Below are 23897 nucleotides of genomic sequence, written 5' to 3'. Positions count from 1 at the left end.
AATCGGAATCTTGAAGAAACGAAAAAAGATTAATATTTCAGTCTAAAATGACCAAAGAAAATCTATTGATGCATAAAGATAAGGGGATGACCGAAACAGTAAGTTTCTTCATGCCCTTTTTTTGTTACTCAAATACTTGGAGAAATTTAGCTTACAGTCACGGGGTCAGGCTTGATTTTTTGACTTATTTTTTATTGATTCCTCCACCTTCTGAAAGCCTCTGGTTATTCTTGCTGGGTCCACTTGTAGTATCTTCGCTAGCTCTCTTCGTGATAATACTTCCTGATTAATCGCTTCATAAATAAGCATATTTCGAGCGGCTACGATCTTTCTTTCTCGGCATCTACCTAAAAGCTTTTCTTTTTCTATGTTATTTTCAATGATAATCTTTTTAACAATTTCTTGCCAAGTTAATTTGTTCATTGTGCTGGATTGCCTTTGGTCTTCCTCTCTCCCGATGTGGACTTCATCAGGCAAACTTACTTCAGGCGGTGCTTGTGGAACCTGAATCTCTCTACACAGGTCGAAGTATTTTCTGTAGGCCTCTCTTCGGTTTGGATGCAGCATGTTTAAGATAAAATCAATATCTACCAATACGCTATTTCCGGCGGTATAGTCTTTGTGGCTGCTCCAGAGATAGTCGGTTCCTTCCGGAAGCTTGGCACGGATGGGATTTTGATGGATGTAAACAACAAGCGCTGTTAGGTAGCTGTCATTATCACATAAAAATGCCTTGTATCTCTGTTGAAAAACATGTCCTATATGCTTGTATTTCTGATTAAAGTATTGTGTATAGCATTGTTGAATCCCCTGCATCACTTTCGATAAAGGGGTCTGGTCAATACGGATAAGTATATGCAAATGGTTATCCATGAGCACATAGGCTAGAATTTCACAGTTATATCTTTTCTTGTATCTTGCCACAAGTTCAAGGTATTTCTCTTTATCACAACAATCCAAAAAGATATTTTCCCGGTTATTTCCCCGGGCAATAACATGATAGATTGCTCCTGCATAATGAACCCTCGGTTTCCTGACCATAATGAACTCCTTGATAATATTGTTTTCTTGGGTTTATCGTATAGTGAGATTTATAATAAGTCAATAAATCAAGCCTGACCCCATAACCAGGGTAATCGCTTACGGCACAATCATTACCGGGCTAAGGGTCGCGTGCAGCACATGGGTTGCAACACTCCCTAGGATAGTCCGTTTGACGGGCCCCAATCCCCGATAGCCCATTACAATGAAATCAACAGAACTCTCTTTTGCTTCCTCCAGAATCTCTTTGCCGGGGTCGCCTATTCTGACAACGGTGCGGACCGGAATGGCGTACTCATTGGTAATTTCAAGCGTGTGATCTAATACCTCTTTGCTTAATTCTTCCTGATAGGATCTGATTTCTTCTTGCGAAAAAAAACGCTTTATATTCGGGGTAAAATTGAACTGAACGTTTAACACAATGAGCTCCGCATCCTTTCCCTCAGCAAGAGATATCGCAAAACGAACTGCCTTGTCGGAACCCGCCGATCCATCAACCGGTATTAATATTTTCGTCATGTATACACTCCCTTTAAAATTTTTTAGGCCATCACATTTATATTATACAGTATAAAAACTTTCAACCAAAGCAAACGCTTGAACCCTCAAAATCAGACCAAATCAATACGCCGCTCCAATGTTAATATCCATAAGCACATAACGTCCAACCACAGACAATTTCGACACATTTTGATAATTATTTCTGATGTCCCGTCCCGGAAACATATCTACTCATTTTATATAAACTGATTCAATCTCATAGATGTCAATCAAGGTATTGTTTTAGAAATTGTTCCATGACTCACACTGTTTATGTTTATAATAAGGAAAACAAGGATATGATCCTCATTTTCCCAATAAAAGATAGCGGATAACCGGTATTCTGCTGGTGATTTCATAGAAGAGTATAGGCGCGGCGAAAGTGAACGGCAGCAAAACCAGATAAACTGCCGCCATGGGCAGCTCGGTATAAGTCGTGATCAAATACGCCGCCGTGACCAGAAGCGGATAATGGAACACATAAAGCGCGAAACTACGTTTTTGCAGATACTTCGTTAAGGAATTGCTGAAATCAAGCCACCTCTGCGCACATCCCAGAACAGCGAGGATCATCATCCAAAGGTACAGGTTCGTGAGCGGATGCTGCAGGCAGGCGTCGGATGTATAGTTCTGGCCGAAAAAATACCAGACTTCAACGACTCCCAATCCGACGGCAATGATGAAGAACAGGATAGCATGTTGCTTAAGCTTCGCCAAAACGGTGTCATGGGAAAATACATAGTAACCGAGCAGGAACATCAGCCAGTAAATTCCGTTGCGGAAGACAACGACAACAGGTGGATTGAGCAAAAACGAAGAACCCCATACCGCCAGGACGAGCAAAATGATAAGCGGCAGGCCGGTTTTTCCCGCCAGTGCCCAAAGCCTGTCCCGGCGGTCAATCCTGAGGATAAGCAGCAGAATCATGGAAATTACGAACAGTTCCAACAGAAACCACAGCGGGCCTATATTCAGGCAATACACCAGATATTTTACAAAACCCGGAACCGCATGCCCGCCGAACATATCCACATAATGCGCCGTAACCCACCCGTTGAGCCAGCCGAGTAAAACTGCGCCGCCCAAGTACGGGACAATCAGTTTTTGCACCCTTTCCCGCGCGAATTGCCTGGTGCTGCGTGTCTGCAGGGAATACCTGGCGCTGATGCCAGCAACCACAAACAGCAGGCACATGAACCAGGGATAAAGAAAATAACAGATACTGTCCAGCGCCGGGATTCCCTGTACGGGAATATTGCTGACAACCCCCACGCTGTTAAAAATATAAACCACATGATAAATGAGTACAAGTACGATTGTCGCGGAACGGATATTATCAATGTAGTTTTTCCTTGGCAGAGCGGTATTGCCGGACATCATTCTTCTTCCTCCCTTCCTCCGTTTGCCGAAGGCCTGTTTTGGGGAAAGATTGCCTTTGCCAACTGGGTAAACATATCCGGCGGGGGGATGGCAATACCCTGCTTCTCATCGGCTAAAACAATCAGTGTGTCGCCCGGCTTAATATTAAAAATCGTTCTCGCTTCCTTCGGAATGACAAATTGTCCTTTTTCGCCCACCTTAACAGTCCAGGCATATTTTCCTTCGGGAGAAGTCATAGAATTATTTCACATCCTTATCAGTATGATTTGTATTGTGAGTATGAAAAGTATGAATTGTATACTTATTATAATTCGAGTGCCTTGCACTGTCAAGGTATCGCCGCCTTCTAAGGTGCTCTATCCCAAAATCCGGCCGTTTGGAAATTTACCAAGCCTGCTTATTACATCAGTTGACCTGCCCCCAGGTTTTGTACCACAGGGGATGTTAGTCACGAAATTTGTTCACAGGTTTTTTTAGCCAGATCTGTAGCATATTCTACTGGTGTTTTGTTGCTCAGTCCGCTATGTGGACGAACTGTATTGTATTCATGACGCCACTCTTCAATAATTCGACGAGCCTCACTTACGCCTCTGAACCAGTGTTCATTAAGGCATTCATCTCGGAGTTTTCCATTAAAGCTTTCTACATGGCTATTTTGCATTGGTTTACCGGGGTCTATAAACAGTTGGATAACCCTATGTTCATAAGCCCATTGATTCAAGGTCAGTCCTGCAAATTCAGGTCCGTTATCAGAGAGGATTTCTTTGGGATAACCTCTGTAAATAGCAATTCTATCTAGTACTCTTGTCACACGCCGTCCTGTTATTGAAGTATCCACTTCGCTGGCCAGACACTCTCGAGTTGCTTCATCAATCACTACAAAAACTCTAAATCGCTGCCCAGTTGCTGTTGAGTCACTAACAAAATCCATAGACCACCTTACATTCGGTTGAGGCGTAACTGTGGGGGGGCGGCCCCTTCCAGAGAGAACACGTTTTCTTTTGCGGCGACGGACAGCGAGTCCAGCAAGCCGGTATAGCCTATATACTTTCTTGTGGTTAACTTTCTGTCCTTCACGCTGAAGTAAGGCATGGATTCGTCTATATCCAAAGCGACGCCACTTAAAGGCAAGTTCAGATATTCTCGTTTTCAATGCCTCGTTCTCTTCTGAAGTAGAAGGAACATATCTATGACTGGAGCGTCCGATACCAACAAGCCTGCACGCTCTGCGTTCACTCATACCAAAAGTATCTTGGAGTTCTTTAACAAGCTTTCGCTTGCGAGCAGGCTTTACTTGTTTTTTTCAATAACCCACTTTAGAGCCTGGTTGTCGAGGGTTAGTTCACCTACGAGTAGCTTAAGTCTGCGGTTTTCCTCTTCCAACTGCTTAAGTTTCTTCGCATCACTTGCTTCCATTCCGCCGTATTTAGATTTCCAGCGATAAAAGGTTTGTTCGCTAATGCCATGTTGCCGAAGAATGTCAGCTACCGGCATCCCATTCTCATGGGAGTTAAGTATTCCAATGATCTGCTCTTCGGTGAAACGTTTTCTCATAACTGTCCCCTCCTGACTTAGTTATACTACATCAGGACTAACATTTCCTTTGGACCAGTTTTCGGGGAGCAGGTCACAGTGTCAAACGAAACGTCCCCTTGCTACGATTTAGTTTTCAGAGCAATAAACAAGCACCTACCTCCCGGCAGATGCTTGTTAAACTATTTCACCTTTTTCAGTTTATGGCTTTTTGCATTAATTTATTGATTTCTTCGATGTTAAACTTATCATGATATAGTATGTACCCCAGGTCACAGGGTCACAGGTCACAGGGGTCAGGCTTGACTTTTTGATTTATTTTTATTGATTCCTTCACCTTCTAAAAGCCTCTGGTTATTCTTGCTGGGTCCACTTATAGTATCTTCGCCAGCTCTCTTCGTGATAACACTTCCTGGTTAATCGCTTCATAAATAAGCCTATTTCGAGCTGCTACTATCCTTCTTTCCCGGCATCGACTTAGAAGTTTTTCTTTTTCTACGTTATTTCTCGTAATCTTTATAATAATTTCTTCCCAAGTTAACTTGTTCGTTGTGCTTGATTCCCTTTGCTTGCCCTCTCTTCCAACGTGGACTTCATCAGGCAAACTTACTTCAGGCGGTAGTTGTGGAACCTGGATCTCTTTACACAGGTCGAAATATCGTCTGTAGGCTTCACTACGGTTTGGGTGCAGAATGTTTAGGATAAAATCAATATCTACCAACAGGCTACCTCCGGCGACATAGTCCTTGTGGCTACTCCACGGGTAATCGGCTCCTTCCGGGAGCTTGGCACGTATGGGATTTTGATGGATATAAACAGCAAGTGCTGTTAGGTAACTGTCATTTGTCACATAAAAATGCCTTATGCCTCTGTTGAAAAAGGACATGCCCTATATGTTTGTATCTCTGATTAAAATATTGTGTATACATTGTTGAATCCCCTGTATCACCTTGATGACATCGTTTTCTTAGTTCATTGTATTGTGAGTTTCAAAACAAATCAATGAGTCAAGCCTGACCCCACAACTCCGGCTGGGGGCGCCGATTCAGATTGTTGACCGGTTTAAATCCACGCTCTCGTACAGAGAGCGACGTAAATGGCAACATCTGTCATGGGTTATCCTCAAGTTTAAATCCACGCTCTCGTACAGAGAGCGACCTAGGAACCCGAGGAGTATGGCACGAACTGGACAGTTTAAATCCACGCTCTCGTACAGAGAGCGACATTGACCTCTGCCGCTGCAAAACCTTTTTCCCTAAGTTTAAATCCACGCTCTCGTACAGAGAGCGACATTGTGTATGAGTAGGACACGGATTGAAATTCCAGTTTAAATCCACGCTCTCGTACAGAGAGCGACTTTATAATCTTCTAGAACTATTAATGGTACAAAAAGTTTAAATCCACGCTCTCGTACAGAGAGCGACTCTTGGTATTTCAACTGGCGCATCATCTGGAACGGGTTTAAATCCACGCTCTCGTACAGAGAGCGACTGCACCACGTTTTTTCTTCCAAGGCATTAACCGGGGTTTAAATCCACGCTCTCGTACAGAGAGCGACTGCACCACGTTTTTTCTTCCAAGGCATTAACCGGGGTTTAAATCCACGCTCTCGTACAGAGAGCGACGTACAGCGTCACCAAGGATGAGCATGGGGTTTGAGTTTAAATCCACGCTCTCGTACAGAGAGCGACTTTATGGAATACGAAATTCCATGCGCTTTCCTCTGGTTTAAATCCACGCTCTCGTACAGAGAGCGACTAATATAGTTAGATCTTTTCTATCTTTCTTTGAAAGTTTAAATCCACGCTCTCGTACAGAGAGCGACAAGTTCCCACGTGCTTAAAACCTCGGCCTTCTAGGTTTAAATCCACGCTCTCGTACAGAGAGCGACGTCTACCAGTTTACGCTTCCGGTTTCTCATTTCCTGTTTAAATCCACGCTCTCGTACAGAGAGCGACACGTGATACAAGGATAAGAGATTGTGGTTTGGACCTGTTTAAATCCACGCTCTCGTACAGAGAGCGACCCCTTCCATTGCGGCGTCCGTTCGGCATCTGCTCTGTTTAAATCCACGCTCTCGTACAGAGAGCGACTGTCATCACACAGATGGTGGGGGTGGCCATCAGATGTTTAAATCCACGCTCTCGTACAGAGAGCGACGAATACCTAACCAGCAAAGCTTTGCGGTTCATCCAGTTTAAATCCACGTTCTCGTACAGAGAGCGACTTTTAATTAATTTTTCTATATCTACTGTTTGAATAGTTTAAATCCACGCTCTCGTACAGAGAGCGACACAATTTGGACTGATATAAAAGCGTATATGCAAGTTTAAATCCACGCTCTCGTACAGAGAGCGACGAATGTTTTCAATCATGGCCAGGAGTTCGTCAGGTTTAAATCCACGCTCTCGTACAGAGAGCGACCCATAGCACATAAACTCCAAAGCTTTTCAATACGTTTAAATCCACGCTCTCGTACAGAGAGCGACGCAGTGTGGGCGAACACAAAGTATCCCACAGTGAAAGTTTAAATCCACGCTCTCGTACAGAGAGCGACAAAGATGATAATTTAGCGCTTGAACTATACAGTGTTTAAATCCACGCTCTCGTACAGAGAGCGACGGTGGACGAGCCTTTAGGAGTAATTTCGGTGTATGGTTTAAATCCACGCTCTCGTACAGAGAGCGACTCGACTCACGCTAAATTTACTTCTGATATGTGCAAGTTTAAATCCACGCTCTCGTACAGAGAGCGACTTTTACCTACATTCTAATTCCAGAATAAATAGGAGGTTTAAATCCACGCTCTCGTACAGAGAGCGACTTTCGTTCCAATCACGCTCAGGATATGGTATATAGGTTTAAATCCACGCTCTCGTACAGAGAGCGACTACTTTGAATTTTAGTCTCAAGTATTAATATATCAAGTTTAAATCCACGCTCTCGTACAGAGAGCGACGTTACTGGCAAACATGAAATGATAAAAGAGATCAAAGTTTAAATCCACGCTCTCGTACAGAGAGCGACCAGCCGTCCGGGTGGAGCGTCTGCAGGATATCACGGTTTAAATCCACGCTCTCGTACAGAGAGCGACGTGGTGTTAAGCCGTATACTCCTGAGCAGATAGGGTTTAAATCCACGCTCTCGTACAGAGAGCGACTTAATCACATTAACTTTTTGGCCTGAAGATAACGGTTTAAATCCACGCTCTCGTACAGAGAGCGACGTGGTGTTAAGCCGTATACTCCTGAGCAGATAGGGTTTAAATCCACGCTCTCGTACAGAGAGCGACCCATGATGTGATGTAATGTGCAAAAAAAGAACATGGTTTAAATCCACGCTCTCGTACAGAGAGCGACATAAAAAAGCTAAACAAGCAAATGACAACAATGGTTTAAATCCACGCTCTCGTACAGAGAGCGACGGTATTTCGCTTTCCCATCATCAAGTAGTTGCCTGGTTTAAATCCACGCTCTCGTACAGAGAGCGACACTTTTTAATTTTTCTATAGTAGACTGTTCTTCAGTTTAAATCCACGCTCTCGTACAGAGAGCGACTCAAGGTCCAGGGGTTGGAGGGCATGGTGGCGAAGCGTTTAAATCCACGCTCTCGTACAGAGAGCGACTTTTCGGAACGTGTTTGGTGTAGTCGGTATCAGGGTTTAAATCCACGCTCTCGTACAGAGAGCGACCAACAAGACCCCGAAGTCGACCCGGTTTATGGATGTTTAAATCCACGCTCTCGTACAGAGAGCGACCGGCCTGTTTCGCCAATAACGGTCCTTTCTCTCTGTTTAAATCCACGCTCTCGTACAGAGAGCGACTTGCCCTGTTCATGATCGCTCTTATTTCGACACGGTTTAAATCCACGCTCTCGTACAGAGAGCGACCTATTCGTTGGTAGAGTGTGACCATATGGATATTGTTTAAATCCACGCTCTCGTACAGAGAGCGACTGATCAATATAACAATGCTGCCCGTAGTAGTTCAGGTTTAAATCCACGCTCTCGTACAGAGAGCGACATAGTACCGCCGATACGTGGAGCGTATCCAGGGGCGTTTAAATCCACGCTCTCGTACAGAGAGCGACGGTGCAAACTTTAATAGGGTTCTTGACGCCTGGAGTTTAAATCCACGCTCTCGTACAGAGAGCGACGTAAACCTGGAGAGTTTTGCTAATGGTGCCCTAGCAGTTTAAATCCACGCTCTCGTACAGAGAGCGACAAATTTTCTCTGAAGTCAATAAAATGTAAAAATATGGGTTTAAATCCACGCTCTCGTACAGAGAGCGACCAATGACTTTTGCCCAAATTTGGACAATGATAAAGTTTAAATCCACGCTCTCGTACAGAGAGCGACCGCCACAGAATATTGATGATCCGGAGGTGACATTGTTTAAATCCACGCTCTCGTACAGAGAGCGACGTGCATTTTACGGTGCCGCCTCCCTGCCAAGTGGGTTTAAATCCACGCTCTCGTACAGAGAGCGACGGGCTAGAGGCAACAGTAAATTATGTGTCATTCCTAGTTTAAATCCACGCTCTCGTACAGAGAGCGACAGCCTACCTATAAGGATTTGAAACACGATTGGCCTGTTTAAATCCACGCTCTCGTACAGAGAGCGACCATTCGTTCGGGATGATGTTTGTGAGGAAAGAGTGTTTAAATCCACGCTCTCGTACAGAGAGCGACAGGAGATGGATATACCGGCTTCCTGCGCGGATTGAAGTTTAAATCCACGCTCTCGTACAGAGAGCGACCCATCCCCGGTATCTGGCCCTTTTGGGGGCTGATAGTTTAAATCCACGCTCTCGTACAGAGAGCGACTTACTGTCGTATAGATTGCGCATGGTTTAATAAGGTTTAAATCCACGCTCTCGTACAGAGAGCGACGTAAACCTGGAGAGTTTTGCTAATGGTGCCCTAGCAGTTTAAATCCACGCTCTCGTACAGAGAGCGACAGCAAAAAGTAACAAAAAATCATCTATTTGATTATATTTCTGTTCAATTCTTTAAAATTTTCCTCAATTCATATCACAAATTCGATATTTTCCATCTTATTTCGACGATTATCCTCTCGTTTTGCAGTGCGAACCTCCTAGGAATTTTATGTGCGCTATGGGTTCGCACTAAATGATCAGGGTATCCTCAACATTAAACGAAGTTTTTGCACCAATATGCTCAACTTTGTTCTTGTAATTATTGCCCAGCATATAGAACCTTAGACTATCCGTCTCCCTATCAATAATTTGCTCAAGTTTATGCTGAACCTCCCGAAATTTTGCCGCATCCAGCACGCATTCGAAGACCGAATTCTGAACGCGTTGCCCATAATTCACACATTGCTTGGCAACCTGACGCAGCCGTTTTCTCCCCGCTGCCGTTTGAGTGTTAACATCATACGTGATCAGCACTAAAATTTCATCTCACCTACTTCCACATAAACGCCGGATATCCGTCCAAATCCCCACGGATAAACCTGGCCAGCAGCATAGCCTGAGCATAGGGCACAAGCCCCCATTCCATTTTTTCCTGAAGAAAGGGGTGCCTTATCTCCTCCTGTTTCCTGCTTTGCCACGCCTTTAGGATATCTCTTCTTGTGTCATCATCCATAATAACTGCTCCGTTTTCCATCCGGGTAAACCCACCAGGATTGACTTCCCGCCTATTGATTAGTGAAATGACAAACCGGTCTGCATACACGGCACGCAGCTCTTCCATCAGATCCAGAGCTAAGGAAATCCTTCCCGGTCTATCCCGGTGCAAAAATCCCACATAAGGGTCCAATCCCACCGTTTCCAAGGCCGCGGCCGCATCATGGGCCAATAAGGTATAGACAAAAGACAGCATGGCATTGACATTATCCAGGGGAGGCCGCTTATTTCTGGAGTTGAAATAAAAGTCCTCTTTTTGCTGGAGGATCAAATCATCTAACACTCTAAAATATTGGGCCGCAGCTTCCCCCTCAACACCGCGAAGCTGCCCCAAATCCTTACTGTTCTCAACCAGTTTTAGAGCGTTGGCTAGGGTTTGGCAGACTCCTTTTAATTTATCCGTATCCAGCCTAGCTGCATGATCCCGGGTTGCCCGCTCCACTATCCAACGGGCGTTATATATTTTCCCCAGAATGAAACTCTTGGCGATTTTGTGGCTTTCCTCCGTATCATCCGAAAGTCTGTACTGTGCTTTTCTTAAAGTGACGTTACCTCTGACTTCCCCCACCACTCTGCCCAGGAATTTCCCGCTGGATTTCATAAAACTCAAAGCAATATTGCGTTTGGCACAGGCACCCATCAAGGCCGGGCTTGCCCCTGTATAGCCAAAGGCGATAATGCCCTCCAGATTATGCAGAGGAACTCTCAGGGCCTCCACATCATCTTTCAAAACCACAATATTTTCTCCATCAAGGGACAAATAGGTATTGGGGGAAGTTATATAGAGGGTATTCAATAATTTTCTCATTGATCAGCCTCAATCTCTGAAATATTTTTCTTCATGTAACCCAAGGCCGATGGATTTTTACATAACTTAGGCAGACAAAGCTCGCTAAGGGAACAGGCTTTGCAGGCTTTTGTGGTTCTGACCTTGGGAGTATATCTCTTGTCATAGAGCCCATGCATCTCCTGACAAATCCTTTTGACTTCCTCCCGGATCTCCTCATCCAAGGTGACTTTCATTCTACGTTTGGGTTCCCCATAATATAAAAACCCTTCAGGTATAGTGCACAGGAGCATTTCTTCCAAACACATAGCCTGAGCACATAATTGCAGCACATCCGCATTTCCCTGCTTGGGTTTACCCCGTTTATATTCTACAGGAACCGGCTGATAAGTTCCCTCCCTACCGTATAAGGTGACTCCATCTCGGGACTTATGAAATTCCACCACATCACAAGCCCCGGTAATCCCCAATGTGCGGGAAAAAACCCCCATACCCCGGGAAATGATCAGAGCTCCCCGCTTTTCCTTTATAGTAGAGTCATGGGTTTTCTCGTGCAAAATTCCGCCTTCGATGGTGCGTAAGTTTTCCTGCCACTGCTGCTCAATATGGATCAAAGCCCATTGGCGTTTGCAAAACACGTAGTGCTGGATGCCGGACAAGAGTAAAAAATCCTCTTCTTGATATTCCATCGTTGATACCTCAGTCCATCTAAACCAAATTAATAATTTCAGGCACGCATTCTGTTTGGTCCAGCTTAATCTCATAATCATCAAAGGACTGGGGAATGTCTTTTTTGGATGAGATACGCAAAGCCCGCTGAATTACCGCCGATGTTTCTTTCGGTGTTTTGTCAGCATGCTCCCACCAGTAAACCCTGCAGACCTCACAGGAACCCTCCGGCCGCGCCGAGGAAGCGTCATTCTCAAACAACGTACACAGCGCTTCTTTAAGCTTTTGCGCATCCCCAGCCGTAAAACCTGTCTTCTCAGCTAATTGGCAATTGATGCTGCCCCGGATCACATACAACCCGAAATTAACATAATGTTTCATTCCCATGGTGTCCGATGATTTACCACTCTTTCCCGCCTCACTGTTCACGCTTTTAGTGATTTGCATATCCACAATATCAATGGGGGAAACACTCACCGCTTGCTGCACCGACACCGGACCGCGCACACCAACGGAAACCTCATCCCCTTTAAAAGCAAAAACCTGTCCGAAGGCGCGGACGTCGAACCATTTACGGCAAGCGATTTGCATGCACTTATCTCTATCCGCTTTCTTCCCTTTACTCATTTCGGTTTTAAATTCCCCATAACCATCCGCCCGGTCTTTCAGACTCTTATATCCGTCGTTCGAACGGTCATCCGACTGGACGAAGATGCATTCACCAAGATCCTGCAGCCGGTTGCGGAGTTTGCGCTTGATGGCCACATCGGAAAATATCCCATGCCCTTCATAATCTTCCCGGGGGCGGTTTCCGTTGAGGGGATCTCCATTAATATTGGCCCGTGTGACTGAAACAATTGCTGCGAAGTCAATCTTATTTTGCAGAGTACTCATCTTTATTCCTCTCCTTCTTGATCATCTTGATGACACTCGTTTGTTCTCTTTTGTGAAACATTTGTCCCTTCATGCGAAGAAATCTGTTCTTTCGGCCAACGCCTCAAATCCATTCTTTGGCAGTCATAGCCAATCAGATATTTTCCGTCAAGGAGTTCGTTGGATATGCGATCCTCATATGCAAATAACTCGGTGATCTCACCCAGCAGATTCTTGTAATATTCTCTCGCAGAAGGTTTTAATTGCTTCATATAGGGCTGCAGATTATTCCAGATAATCTTCCATGTACGGAAAGGGCTGCGGGAAAACGCCTGCATATATCGTTCCGCATTGGTAATGCGCGTTTCCCCTTTCTCATAGGTAGATCTCTCCACCCGTTCCGCCACAGCCAGCATGCGCCCGTAAAGATAACTCCTGTCCCGGTTCGTTTTATCCAGCTCCATCCCTAAAATCACTCCTTCTCTTTCATTGCGCTGCTGCTTCTCCCAATAGAGACGCTTTACCATGGAACAAGCAATATGCAGAACTTTATGATAATTAAACTTAGCTTTATAAGCTAAAGGATTGGAGGCTTTCAGGACCGCCGCCCGCACCATGTCCCGGGGGATTGCCGCACCGTCAATGATGCACGGGCGCAATCGCTCAAAGGCGGCTACGAGCATGGGGGACTTATTATCGCTGTTTTTGGACAGCTTAAGCTGAGGATTATTGTCCTCCCCCTGTTCAGTACCGTAGATAGCCAAAGCAATCTCCCGGATAGAAGCCATCCCTTCATAGACCTTTCGTTGCTTATCCTGGATATACTCATGTTTCCAACAACAACTATCATGCCACTGGCGGATATTTTGAAGATAACGGGAAGACGCCAGCTCTTTGTAGTAAGTGATGGCCAATCTTCCAGGGGTTGCGCTGTCAAGGGCTAAAACGACCATCCTGGAAATGCCGCTCAATTTTGCCTTATAACCATCCAATGCCGCATTAAATTTTTTCGCACTGACATAATTAGTTTCCGGAATCTCGGCTTCATCCTCCTCAAACAGTACCTCTTCCTCTAATTCAACCTCAACCCCATCTGCCGCATTTTCCGGCACCTGGGACAAAATATCGGCCGCACTGGCATAGAAATCGGGCAAATCCCGCAAGGCATTTTCCCATGCCACAATGCACACCCCATCTCGGCTAAATCCTTGCCGGCGGATAATCCATTTTAGAGCATTATGCGCTTTCTGCGAAGCAACATACCCAATCGACAAAGCCTCATTATAGCCGGTCTCTTTTTCTTTCGTATGGAACCGTCCCCGGTAGGTAAAGTTTGTGTCGTCATTGGCAGAAATCAATTTAGCCTTGGTATCCCATTTCCCACGGATTTTTAGAGGATTTGTTTTGGCAATGGGCGTATACTCCCCTGTCATGTAACAAAGATCCTTTGCCTGAAAGGTGGATAAATAATAATTGATAAAGCTGCGCTGCACCGATCTATCCAGCCATACGGCACTGTCATGGGCATTATCCCGATTATCAAGAATATCCTCTGGAAGACGCTTATCATGCATAAATACGCGAAAACGAACAAAAGCCTTGTCCAGAGAAGTATTTTGGACTTTCACTTTATCGGAAACAATTCCATTTTCATCCATCGGCAGGACCTGACTGCGGATTAAATCCTGCGCAACGGTTTGTTTGGTAACATAGCGATAAATGGCCTGCACCTTCGGATGGGAAAAGGGCGAATCGCACCATGTTTTAAGACCTGCCAAGTAAAGGGGAAACGCCCCCTTGAGTCTTGCTATCTTACTCTGTTTCTCTTTTTCATTTTTCGCATCGGGAAAATAAAAGGTTAGTACTTCCAGCAGATCGCCGGCAACATAGGATAAAGAATCAAATAGTGGCAAAGCCTTGAGTCCACTGGTTCTGCCCTCTGGATACGGGACCAGTGTCTCTGCTTCATCCTTTTCCAGGAGGTGCGCACCGAGATAGTTTCCCTCCTGGTCAATATGGATTTCAATTTGTGCCTCCATCGTGTCGTACCCCACAGGAAACAGCACTAAGTTCTTTTTCTTCCACCTCTCTGCCTGACCGGCCCGCTCTGCGTTGGCATCATACAAGGCGCAAAGGGACGATACCCAGTTCATTCCGTTACCTCCTCTGCAGCAAATTCAGCCAGACCTGAAAAATTGCCGATGGTCTCTCCGAACGGCTTGACCGACATTTTGTGGAGGATACGTCTGTCCTTGTCCGAAATCTCTTCCGGGCCGGGAAATTCAATCACACCCCTTTTCATAAGAACATGATGGAAGCGCACACTCATATGCCCTTTTTCTCCATCTCGCACCGCCTCATCTGCATAGGTAAAACCGTGAAACATATAACCCAGTTGAAGTTCCTCCACCTGATCATAGGTCCCGGGGCACTCTCCGAACACACAGGGTTCCACCGTCCCCTGGCATTCCCTCGCTCCCAGAAAAATATCTCGTCGTCCGCCCCGCTCAATCATGCGCCGGGCAATATTGTGGTGTTTGTGCTCATTGCGGTCGGCAGCCAGTTCAGGCCGGTTCTCGTTCCAGACGAAATGGGCTCGAACCTGATAGCGGACGTCCTTCAGATAGGTATAGATGGACAGATCATTTCCGCCATTGTAATTTTTAGTTCGGATACCCTCCGACGCTGTTTGGATCATGTTCATCACCCGGACTGCATCAATGATCCAAACAAGGGTAGGCTTCCAGTAGACGGAGGCCAGTATTCCCTTTAAAGCTTCGTAAGTGGGCACATAATAACTTGTTTTTTCCCCTCCCACCCGTGTGACCGGATCGGAAAACAAGGCCCTGTCGCCCCTGACCAGAAATTCCACGGTATTCCGCTTGATTTCCATAACCATCACCTCCTAAATTTAAATAATCAGCGTCTCCATCTCAATATTCAGGGTTTCATCCACCCCATACTCCCCATCATAGTAACCGGGGGGAAGCACCAGGATACCCCCATCCTCTGGAGCAAGGGCTGTCCGCTGCGTTTTAATCCAGTCATTGTCTCTTAACTGCACGGTGTAGGGCTGTAGCTGCCGCAAAGCTGTACGCTTTTCCTGAAGGGTAGTTGCCTCCCTCAGCTTTTGCAGCCTTTTCCTCGCTTCCTCGTCATATTCAATAAATACATCTACTTTTCCGTCATCATCAATCACAGAAAATGCCCCACCTGCTTCCTTAAAGGCCTGTTTTAGCTCAGGAGGTCGCTCCTGAGGGTATTTTTCTTCAAATCCCCTTTGGCCGGAAGGGTTGCTTGTAAGCAAATCGAGCAGGGTGTGCTCCGGATCGAACTTCAGGCGATAGGCCATTTCCTCAAGCAAAGGTTGGAAATACCTTGCATAATACTCCTCCATTGCATCCTTGGACAAAGCCCCTTCCGGATAACCTTCGGGAGATATTTTTATGCTGTATAGCAATTCCTGTGTGGCCTTCTGAGCTTCCTTGAGATAACCCTGACCGCTTGTCCGTTCATCCCGGAGATTGATAATTGAAACGATGCCGCAGGAGGTTTCATAGTTGCGGTTACAGCGTCCCGCCGCCTGGACAATGCTATCCAGTCCGGTCAAGGAGCGGACGACCCGTTCAAAGGAAACATCCACACCTGCTTCAATTAACGAAGTGCTGATGCAAATGATTTTTTCGCCCAAATCCGTATCCTTAAGCCGCTCACGCAGGTGTTTCAAGACCCTGCTGCGATGGGCGGGGCACATGTTAGTGGACAGGTGAAAAATCCGATATGGCGTTTCATTGCCAAGCTTATCCTGTATATGCTTAAAAATCTCACGAGCACTTCGTTTTGTGTTTACAATGGCCAGCACAGACCTGGTGCTTTCCAGTTGACTAACAATGAAGTCCGCCGCTTCTTCCCGGGAATAGCCCTGCTCCTTCATGCAGTTCACAATTTGCACCCGCCGGAAAGCTTCGTTGTATTTTTCTTCATTTTCTATGATGCTCCTAGGCGGTAAGATCCGGTAATGGTCTACTCTGTCTAAAAGGGGCTGGGTCGCGGAGCAAAGGACTACAGAGGACTTACAAAAGGACGCTAAAAAATTCATGGCTCCATTAAACAGTTTTAAAACTTTTATCGGCAGCGCCTGAATTTCATCCAGAATAATTACCGAATTTCCCAGAGCCTGCATCCGTCGTATGCAGGAAGTTTGGCCCGCGAACAAGGTATTCAGGAACTGAACAGCGGTGGTAGCCACCACCGGAGACTGGGCCCAGTTTTCCGTCAGCAGTTGATACCTCTTCTCATCTTCACTTTTATCTTTATTCTCTTCAGCACTAAAAATAATATTGGAATGATGTTCGAGTACAGCATCAGGATCCCCGATGAACTTGGCAATTTCTGTGGCATTTTGCTCCAAAATGGAGTTGAAGGGAGCAATATAGAAAATGCGCTCTTTCCCGTAACGCCGAGCAGTATGTAAAGCATAGCGAAGAGCAGCCAAGGTTTTTCCGGCTCCGCAGGGCACCACTAAGCGGAAGATTCCTGCCTCACCGCCGTCAAATTCCGCACAAGCCCTCGATATTTCCCCCCGGTAAGGATCCAGGCTGGATGTCTTTTTCCCTTCTTGCAACTTCTCTAGTTGGCTTTCATAGTGGACCAAGTACTTTTTCCACATTTCTTTACGCTCATCCAATGCTCTGCGCTGCGGCAGAGCCCTCTTATCTTCAAAACAAGCCGTATCTGTCCGGTCGGCATCAATAACAATGGAGGTGATCAAACGGGTGAACATGGCCAAATAAAAATAGGGCGAACCTAATAACTTACTCTTTTTCTGTAATTCTTGAATGTTCTTGGTAATAACGTGCGTGTCAAGGCCGGCATCGATAAACTCCTGATTGATAAAATCTCTGCCGTAACGCTGGTATACCGTTTCTTTCACACTTTCATAGGAATCAGCAATATTTTCCGCCGCCTCTACAAACACAACATCACCATCCAGAGAAAGGCAATCCCTCAGCCCGTGATGGCTCATAATCGCCGTCCGAACGATTTCCGCCGTTAACCGGGAATTCCGCTTTAAAGAAGCCAATTCATTGACCAGTATAGCACCATGGGTAGAATGGATGACTGAACCGCGGACAACCCGCTTTCCCTCAACTGCCGCCCGGATATATGCGGTAAACTCCGGCGTGTTTTTGCCGTCGTCGTGATGTCGTCCCGCCAATTTGGCAATCTTAGCCAAACCGTATGACTCGGCTATAGCAGAAGCCAGCTCTGCCACCTGGTCATTATGTTCATCCACATACTGTTCGCTCTTATCCGCTTTGCGGATATGGGCAATGAAACGCTCTGAATCCACGTGCCTTTCCCCCCGCCTGTATGTATCTATTATATTTCAATCCACGCTCTCACCTAGAGAGCGACCATTCCACAACCAATATCTACTCCAACAATGTTAGATTTCAATCCACGCTCTCACCTAGAGAGCGACACTACCTAGAAGCCCACTCGTGACCTCTTTATATATTTCAATCCACGCTCTCACCTAGAGAGCGACGTGAGGTTGATAAGTGGGATCATCTCCAGCATTTACATTTCAATCCACGCTCTCACCTAGAGAGCGACCAGGCAGGGTATCATTCCGGTAGCGGTGTTGTTGCAGATTTCAATCCACGCTCTCACCTAGAGAGCGACGTATCTTTCTGGTTATACCGTTCTGCGTCCATGGCAATTTCAATCCACGCTCTCACCTAGAGAGCGACAATATAATCATAAAGGTTGATAAAATAAGCAAATAAATTTCAATCCACGCTCTCACCTAGAGAGCGACCCTGGTACGATCTCGAAATACGTAAACGCAAAAATGATTTCAATCCACGCTCTCACCTAGAGAGCGACACATGAGGATAGATGTAACGATATATGTTAGGTATTTCAATCCACGCTCTCACCTAGAGAGCGACAGATACTTTCTCTTGAATACTGGATGCTACGCTGATTTCAATCCACGCTCTCACCTAGAGAGCGACTGAGCGAGTTAACCAACTGGAAGCCGCAAAGACAATTTCAATCCACGCTCTCACCTAGAGAGCGACACATAAGGAACAGACTGAACAGGAGTACCAGTAAAAATTTCAATCCACGCTCTCACCTAGAGAGCGACGCAGCCATACCGGCAGCAGCATATTTTTGTTTCGATTTCAATCCACGCTCTCACCTAGAGAGCGACCTAAAATGGTATCAATATCTCCTCCCCGTTCTAAATTTCAATCCACGCTCTCACCTAGAGAGCGACAGATATTTCCTCACGAAACAAAGGGGGTGAAAATTTATTTCAATCCACGCTCTCACCTAGAGAGCGACGATGCCATGCAGGCACAAAATGACCCGCAGCAGCATTTCAATCCACGCTCTCACCTAGAGAGCGACCGCATCTGGAGGCTTTTTTTGCAAACCTGAACCAATTTCAATCCACGCTCTCACCTAGAGAGCGACGTGCATTTTACGGTGCCGCCGCCCTGCCAGGTAGATTTCAATCCACGCTCTCACCTAGAGAGCGACCGTCTAAGGTGGCGTCCCAATATTTACCTTCCAATTTCAATCCACGCTCTCACCTAGAGAGCGACAGAGAGCCAGAACCTTCACCGGGATTAGTACCAGATTTCAATCCACGCTCTCACCTAGAGAGCGACGGAAAGAGACTTCGTTTCATATTCAACATAGGGAATTTCAATCCACGCTCTCACCTAGAGAGCGACTAATCCCCCCTTTTATACAAGTATAACAAAGAGGATTTCAATCCACGCTCTCACCTAGAGAGCGACGGAAAGAGACTTCGTTTCATATTCAACATAGGGAATTTCAATCCACGCTCTCACCTAGAGAGCGACTAATCCCCCCTTTTATACAAGTATAACAAAGAGGATTTCAATCCACGCTCTCACCTAGAGAGCGACGGAAAGAGACTTCGTTTCATATTCAACATAGGGAATTTCAATCCACGCTCTCACCTAGAGAGCGACGCAAAAGAGAGTAGAGCTAGAAAAACAGGTCCAAATTTCAATCCACGCTCTCACCTAGAGAGCGACGGGTTGGGGTGATACCCCATATTCAAATCAAAAAAATTTCAATCCACGCTCTCACCTAGAGAGCGACGATAAAAAATTTAAAGGAGGAAATATCATGTCTATTTCAATCCACGCTCTCACCTAGAGAGCGACTCCTCAGAGATCTCCATGAAAGACTTCACGCAACGATTTCAATCCACGCTCTCACCTAGAGAGCGACTACGCACGCCAGGTCGCTGCGATCCAGCTCGTCGTATTTCAATCCACGCTCTCACCTAGAGAGCGACGTGTCCTTCCATCTGGATCCGTCATTTCCATAACAATTTCAATCCACGCTCTCACCTAGAGAGCGACCCACGTAATTGCGATCCTCCGGCGCAGACCAATGGATTTCAATCCACGCTCTCACCTAGAGAGCGACAAAACACAGTCCAGGGCCATGCAATTGGCATGGATTTCAATCCACGCTCTCACCTAGAGAGCGACCAAAAATTTGGACAAAGATTACGCATGTTACGAGAAATTTCAATCCACGTGACCTGCCCCCAGGTTTTGTACCACAGGGGATGTTAGTCACGAAATTTGTTCACAGGTTTTTTTAGCCAGATCTGTAGCATATTCTACTGGTGTTTTGTTGCTCAGTCCGCTATGTGGACGAACTGTATTGTATTCATGACGCCACTCTTCAATAATTCGACGAGCCTCACTTACGCCTCTGAACCAGTGTTCATTAAGGCATTCATCTCGGAGTTTTCCATTAAAGCTTTCTACATGGCTATTTTGCATTGGTTTACCGGGGTCTATAAACAGTTGGATAACCCTATGTTCATAAGCCCATTGATTCAAGGTCAGTCCTGCAAATTCAGGTCCGTTATCAGAGAGGATTTCTTTGGGATAACCTCTGTAAATAGCAATTCTATCTAGTACTCTTGTCACACGCCGTCCTGTTATTGAAGTATCCACTTCGCTGGCCAGACACTCTCGAGTTGCTTCATCAATCACTACAAAAACTCTAAATCGCTGCCCAGTTGCTGTTGAGTCACTAACAAAATCCATAGACCACCTTACATTCGGTTGAGGCGTAACTGTGGGGGGGCGGCCCCTTCCAGAGAGAACACGTTTTCTTTTGCGGCGACGGACAGCGAGTCCAGCAAGCCGGTATAGCCTATATACTTTCTTGTGGTTAACTTTCTGTCCTTCACGCTGAAGTAAGGCATGGATTCGTCTATATCCAAAGCGACGCCACTTAAAGGCAAGTTCAGATATTCTCGTTTTCAATGCCTCGTTCTCTTCTGAAGTAGAAGGAACATATCTATGACTGGAGCGTCCGATACCAACAAGCCTGCACGCTCTGCGTTCACTCATACCAAAAGTATCTTGGAGTTCTTTAACAAGCTTTCGCTTGCGAGCAGGCTTTACTTGTTTTTTTCAATAACCCACTTTAGAGCCTGGTTGTCGAGGGTTAGTTCACCTACGAGTAGCTTAAGTCTGCGGTTTTCCTCTTCCAACTGCTTAAGTTTCTTCGCATCACTTGCTTCCATTCCGCCGTATTTAGATTTCCAGCGATAAAAGGTTTGTTCGCTAATGCCATGTTGCCGAAGAATGTCAGCTACCGGCATCCCATTCTCATGGGAGTTAAGTATTCCAATGATCTGCTCTTCGGTGAAACGTTTTCTCATAACTGTCCCCTCCTGACTTAGTTATACTACATCAGGACTAACATTTCCTTTGGACCAGTTTTCGGGGAGCAGGTCACACGCTCTCACCTAGAGAGCGACATTCCAAGTTTTTCAAGGGTTTTGACCTGTTTTTCAATTTCAATCCACGCTCTCACCTAGAGAGCGACATTCCAAGTTTTTCAAGGGTTTTGACCTGTTTTTCAATTTCAATCCACGCTCTCACCTAGAGAGCGACTAAAACTTTTTCCAATAAATTTAAGGCACTGGAATTTCAATCCACGCTCTCACCTAGAGAGCGACTGACGCTTATTATGGTGTAACCCATTATGGATGGATTTCAATCCACGCTCTCACCTAGAGAGCGACTGATATAACCCGGCGAAGGCTTTATGCCTTAGATATTTCAATCCACGCTCTCACCTAGAGAGCGACAGTTGCACTTGACAAAACAACAGTTGAGAGCTATATTTCAATCCACGCTCTCACCTAGAGAGCGACAGATACTAACGAGTCAAATAATAATGAAACTGACATTTCAATCCACGCTCTCACCTAGAGAGCGACGTGCACCGATTAGCGGTGGCATAATGGGGCTGTAATTTCAATCCACGCTCTCACCTAGAGAGCGACCAAAAGAAACTTGAGCAAGGGGGTGAGGGTAATTATTTCAATCCACGCTCTCACCTAGAGAGCGACTTATTGTGGCAATTGAAGCAATCCGCGTCCGGATATTTCAATCCACGCTCTCACCTAGAGAGCGACGCTAACTGAGCCGGAGCTTGCGGCAATGGCCAGTATTTCAATCCACGCTCTCACCTAGAGAGCGACGTCGTCTGCCTAGTGGCTTCTGTTTCCAACCGGAATTTCAATCCACGCTCTCACCTAGAGAGCGACTATAGCCAGAACCTCTATTGGTGATAATTTGATATTTCAATCCACGCTCTCACCTAGAGAGCGACGGATGCTGCGGCCGGTTTGGTGGATGCAGCCAGGGAATTTCAATCCACGCTCTCACCTAGAGAGCGACGGAGGCCAGTCAATGACCCGCCTCAGCCTTAAGATTTCAATCCACGCTCTCACCTAGAGAGCGACCCAAAGTTCGCTTTGGACGCGCTGGTACGAGGAGATTTCAATCCACGCTCTCACCTAGAGAGCGACGGTATCCTTTTGCAGTATATCCAAATGGCTTCAGATTTCAATCCACGCTCTCACCTAGAGAGCGACGTTGAAACGGAAAATGGATGATTACCTGAAGAATATTTCAATCCACGCTCTCACCTAGAGAGCGACTTTCCAGATTAATTAGGGTAAAATATACCTATTATATTTCAATCCACGCTCTCACCTAGAGAGCGACTAACCAGATAGGCATTAAGTACTTGGTTGTAAATATTTCAATCCACGCTCTCACCTAGAGAGCGACGAAAGGGAAATTTTATCGACTTTTTCACTCAGTATTTCAATCCACGCTCTCACCTAGAGAGCGACCAAGCATGGCCTTTTCGCTGCACTGGTCATCCTGCATTTCAATCCACGCTCTCACCTAGAGAGCGACTTGGATAGCAATAGGCTCAATCACGGCCTCATAAAATATTTCAATCCACGCTCTCACCTAGAGAGCGACAGCTTTGGCGGTTGAGGCAGCCAGTAGATTTTTGATTTCAATCCACGCTCTCACCTAGAGAGCGACTTTAGGGACGTATACACGGCCCTGGGATGGGAACCATTTCAATCCACGCTCTCACCTAGAGAGCGACAGAACATTGCCGAATTAGCTGCCAAGGGAGTAGATATTTCAATCCACGCTCTCACCTAGAGAGCGACTTATTTTTCTCCTCAGAAACTCGCTTTGATTGATTATTTCAATCCACGCTCTCACCTAGAGAGCGACTGGCTTAGGATTATCCGTCAGCCGTACAGTTTATGGATTTCAATCCACGCTCTCACCTAGAGAGCGACAGCAAAAAGTAAACAAAAACCATCTGACAGATCCATTTTTGTTTACTTTTTAAACTTCTCTACATAATAACCGAATCCATATCTACGATATCTTCCATATTTCAACAATTTTCTTCTCATTCCGCGGTGCGAAACCCCCGGCATTTTCATGTTTACTACACATTCGCACCAGATGGGAGAGATAAATCTATTTATTTCTTGAAGCATTATATGATAATTCTGCTTTTACTTCTAGTTCTTGCATCTCTTGGTAAATTCATCACCTCAATAAAGGTATATCAAGTAACCGAACAAGGGACGAGGTACCTGCCCTTCACTCTTGTCCCTTGAAACGACTTCCAAATTATCCCTTTGGGCAAAAAAATAGTCATTTCCTAATGGAGAAGAATTCATCCTTTTACACCTTTCTATGTATGGGAGTCAAAAGAACCGTCCCCTTGATACATTCCTGTTCGCTCTTATCCTCTTTGCGGATATGGGCAATGAAACGCTTTGAATCTCATATGCTTTTCCTCCTGCCTGTTTTTGTGTGCCGCCCTTATCTATTATAGCTTACCCTTTACCATATTTTGTGTTATTTTTTGTCGTTTTTTGCTTGATAACTATAAAAAGAATGCCTAACCAAATTTATTTGGAAGACATTCTTTTTACACAAAAAAACATATATTTTTCAATCCACAGACTTATAGGGTCTGACATCCTTATTTTACCAACATATCCAGT

At 45.6% G+C, this 23897-nt stretch carries 14 protein-coding genes and 3 CRISPR repeat arrays; all 14 genes read right to left on the bottom strand.

From position 1 onward, the window contains the following. Positions 1-165: 165 nt before the first annotated feature. Complete coding sequence (locus DESRU_RS19825) at positions 166-1041, bottom strand: transposase (protein ID WP_013841457.1); 876 nt, start codon at positions 1039-1041, stop codon at positions 166-168. A 99-nt stretch (positions 1042-1140) separates the two neighbouring features. Beyond that, the gene (locus DESRU_RS07210) at positions 1141-1560 is read right to left on the bottom strand and encodes a universal stress protein (protein ID WP_013841456.1); all 420 of its coding nucleotides are present in this window, start codon (positions 1558-1560) and stop codon (positions 1141-1143) included. Between the two features lie 327 nt (positions 1561-1887). After that, the gene (locus DESRU_RS07205; protein ID WP_041275648.1) at positions 1888-2958 is read right to left on the bottom strand and encodes an acyltransferase family protein; all 1071 of its coding nucleotides are present in this window, start codon (positions 2956-2958) and stop codon (positions 1888-1890) included. Beyond that, positions 2958-3197, bottom strand: coding sequence for an AbrB/MazE/SpoVT family DNA-binding domain-containing protein (locus DESRU_RS07200; RefSeq protein WP_013841454.1), 240 nt, complete (start codon positions 3195-3197; stop codon positions 2958-2960). The genes DESRU_RS07205 and DESRU_RS07200 overlap by 1 nt, the downstream gene beginning before the upstream one ends. Before the next feature lie 212 nt (positions 3198-3409). Continuing rightward, positions 3410-4515, bottom strand: a protein-coding gene (locus DESRU_RS07195; RefSeq protein ID WP_143758753.1) for an IS3 family transposase whose coding sequence is annotated in 2 segments (ribosomal slippage) — positions 3410-4266 and positions 4266-4515 — 1107 coding nt in all. Because the reading frame shifts where the segments join, the coding sequence is not laid out codon by codon here. A gap of 352 nt (positions 4516-4867) precedes the next feature. Continuing rightward, positions 4868-5215, bottom strand: a complete 348-nt coding sequence (locus DESRU_RS07185) for a hypothetical protein (protein ID WP_013841453.1) — start codon at positions 5213-5215, stop codon at positions 4868-4870. A 339-nt stretch (positions 5216-5554) separates the two neighbouring features. Beyond that, a CRISPR array of direct repeats spans positions 5555-9453; the repeat unit is 32 nt; unit sequence GTTTAAATCCACGCTCTCGTACAGAGAGCGAC. 168 nt (positions 9454-9621) lie between these two features. Beyond that, complete coding sequence (gene cas2 / locus DESRU_RS07180; RefSeq protein ID WP_041275338.1) at positions 9622-9912, bottom strand: CRISPR-associated endonuclease Cas2; 291 nt, start codon at positions 9910-9912, stop codon at positions 9622-9624. Positions 9913-9922: 10 nt separating this feature from the next. Further along, on the bottom strand, positions 9923-10954 hold the full coding sequence (cas1c, locus tag DESRU_RS07175; protein WP_013841451.1) for a type I-C CRISPR-associated endonuclease Cas1c: 1032 nt from the start codon (positions 10952-10954) through the stop codon (positions 9923-9925). Next, positions 10951-11622, bottom strand: coding sequence for a CRISPR-associated protein Cas4 (cas4, locus tag DESRU_RS07170; protein ID WP_013841450.1), 672 nt, complete (start codon positions 11620-11622; stop codon positions 10951-10953). The genes cas1c and cas4 overlap by 4 nt, the downstream gene beginning before the upstream one ends. 19 nt (positions 11623-11641) lie before the next feature. Further along, a complete protein-coding gene (cas7c, locus tag DESRU_RS07165; RefSeq protein ID WP_013841449.1) occupies positions 11642-12496 on the bottom strand; it encodes a type I-C CRISPR-associated protein Cas7/Csd2 in 855 nt (284 codons plus the stop codon). Positions 12497-12498: 2 nt separating this feature from the next. After that, positions 12499-14628, bottom strand: coding sequence for a type I-C CRISPR-associated protein Cas8c/Csd1 (gene cas8c, locus DESRU_RS07160; RefSeq protein ID WP_013841448.1), 2130 nt, complete (start codon positions 14626-14628; stop codon positions 12499-12501). Further along, the gene (gene cas5c / locus DESRU_RS07155; protein ID WP_013841447.1) at positions 14625-15368 is read right to left on the bottom strand and encodes a type I-C CRISPR-associated protein Cas5c; all 744 of its coding nucleotides are present in this window, start codon (positions 15366-15368) and stop codon (positions 14625-14627) included. The genes cas8c and cas5c overlap by 4 nt, the downstream gene beginning before the upstream one ends. Positions 15369-15386: 18 nt before the next feature. Continuing rightward, entirely contained in the window at positions 15387-17828 is a 2442-nt protein-coding gene (locus DESRU_RS07150; protein WP_013841446.1) for a CRISPR-associated helicase/endonuclease Cas3, read from the bottom strand. 33 nt (positions 17829-17861) lie between these two features. Next, a CRISPR array of direct repeats spans positions 17862-20022; the repeat unit is 32 nt; unit sequence ATTTCAATCCACGCTCTCACCTAGAGAGCGAC. Between the two features lie 87 nt (positions 20023-20109). Continuing rightward, a protein-coding gene (locus tag DESRU_RS07145; protein ID WP_143758753.1) for an IS3 family transposase occupies positions 20110-21215 on the bottom strand; the annotation gives its coding sequence in 2 pieces (ribosomal slippage) (positions 20110-20966 and positions 20966-21215; 1107 coding nt in all). A 134-nt stretch (positions 21216-21349) separates the two neighbouring features. After that, positions 21350-23174: a CRISPR direct-repeat array (repeat unit 32 nt; unit sequence ATTTCAATCCACGCTCTCACCTAGAGAGCGAC). Positions 23175-23897: the final 723 nt, after the last annotated feature.

The organism is Desulforamulus ruminis DSM 2154, from assembly GCF_000215085.1.
Classification (GTDB): Bacteria; Bacillota; Desulfotomaculia; order Desulfotomaculales; family Desulfotomaculaceae; genus Desulfotomaculum; species Desulfotomaculum ruminis.
Note: the sequence above shows the minus strand (reverse complement) of the source record. Positions and strands in the feature narration are given on the sequence as shown.

Excerpts from the sequence above, each read along its gene's own strand:
- cas8c (WP_013841448.1), bottom strand. The coding sequence starts at position 14,628 with ATGAACTGGGTATCGTCCCTTTGCGCCTTGTATGATGCCAACGCAGAG.
- cas1c (WP_013841451.1), bottom strand. The coding sequence starts at position 10,954 with ATGAGAAAATTATTGAATACCCTCTATATAACTTCCCCCAATACCTAT.
- cas4 (WP_013841450.1), bottom strand. The coding sequence starts at position 11,622 with ATGGAATATCAAGAAGAGGATTTTTTACTCTTGTCCGGCATCCAGCAC.
- DESRU_RS07205 (WP_041275648.1), bottom strand. The coding sequence starts at position 2,958 with ATGTCCGGCAATACCGCTCTGCCAAGGAAAAACTACATTGATAATATC.
- cas7c (WP_013841449.1), bottom strand. The coding sequence starts at position 12,496 with ATGAGTACTCTGCAAAATAAGATTGACTTCGCAGCAATTGTTTCAGTC.
- DESRU_RS07210 (WP_013841456.1), bottom strand. The coding sequence starts at position 1,560 with ATGACGAAAATATTAATACCGGTTGATGGATCGGCGGGTTCCGACAAG.
- DESRU_RS07200 (WP_013841454.1), bottom strand. The coding sequence starts at position 3,197 with ATGACTTCTCCCGAAGGAAAATATGCCTGGACTGTTAAGGTGGGCGAA.
- DESRU_RS19825 (WP_013841457.1), bottom strand. The coding sequence starts at position 1,041 with ATGGTCAGGAAACCGAGGGTTCATTATGCAGGAGCAATCTATCATGTT.
- cas5c (WP_013841447.1), bottom strand. The coding sequence starts at position 15,368 with ATGGAAATCAAGCGGAATACCGTGGAATTTCTGGTCAGGGGCGACAGG.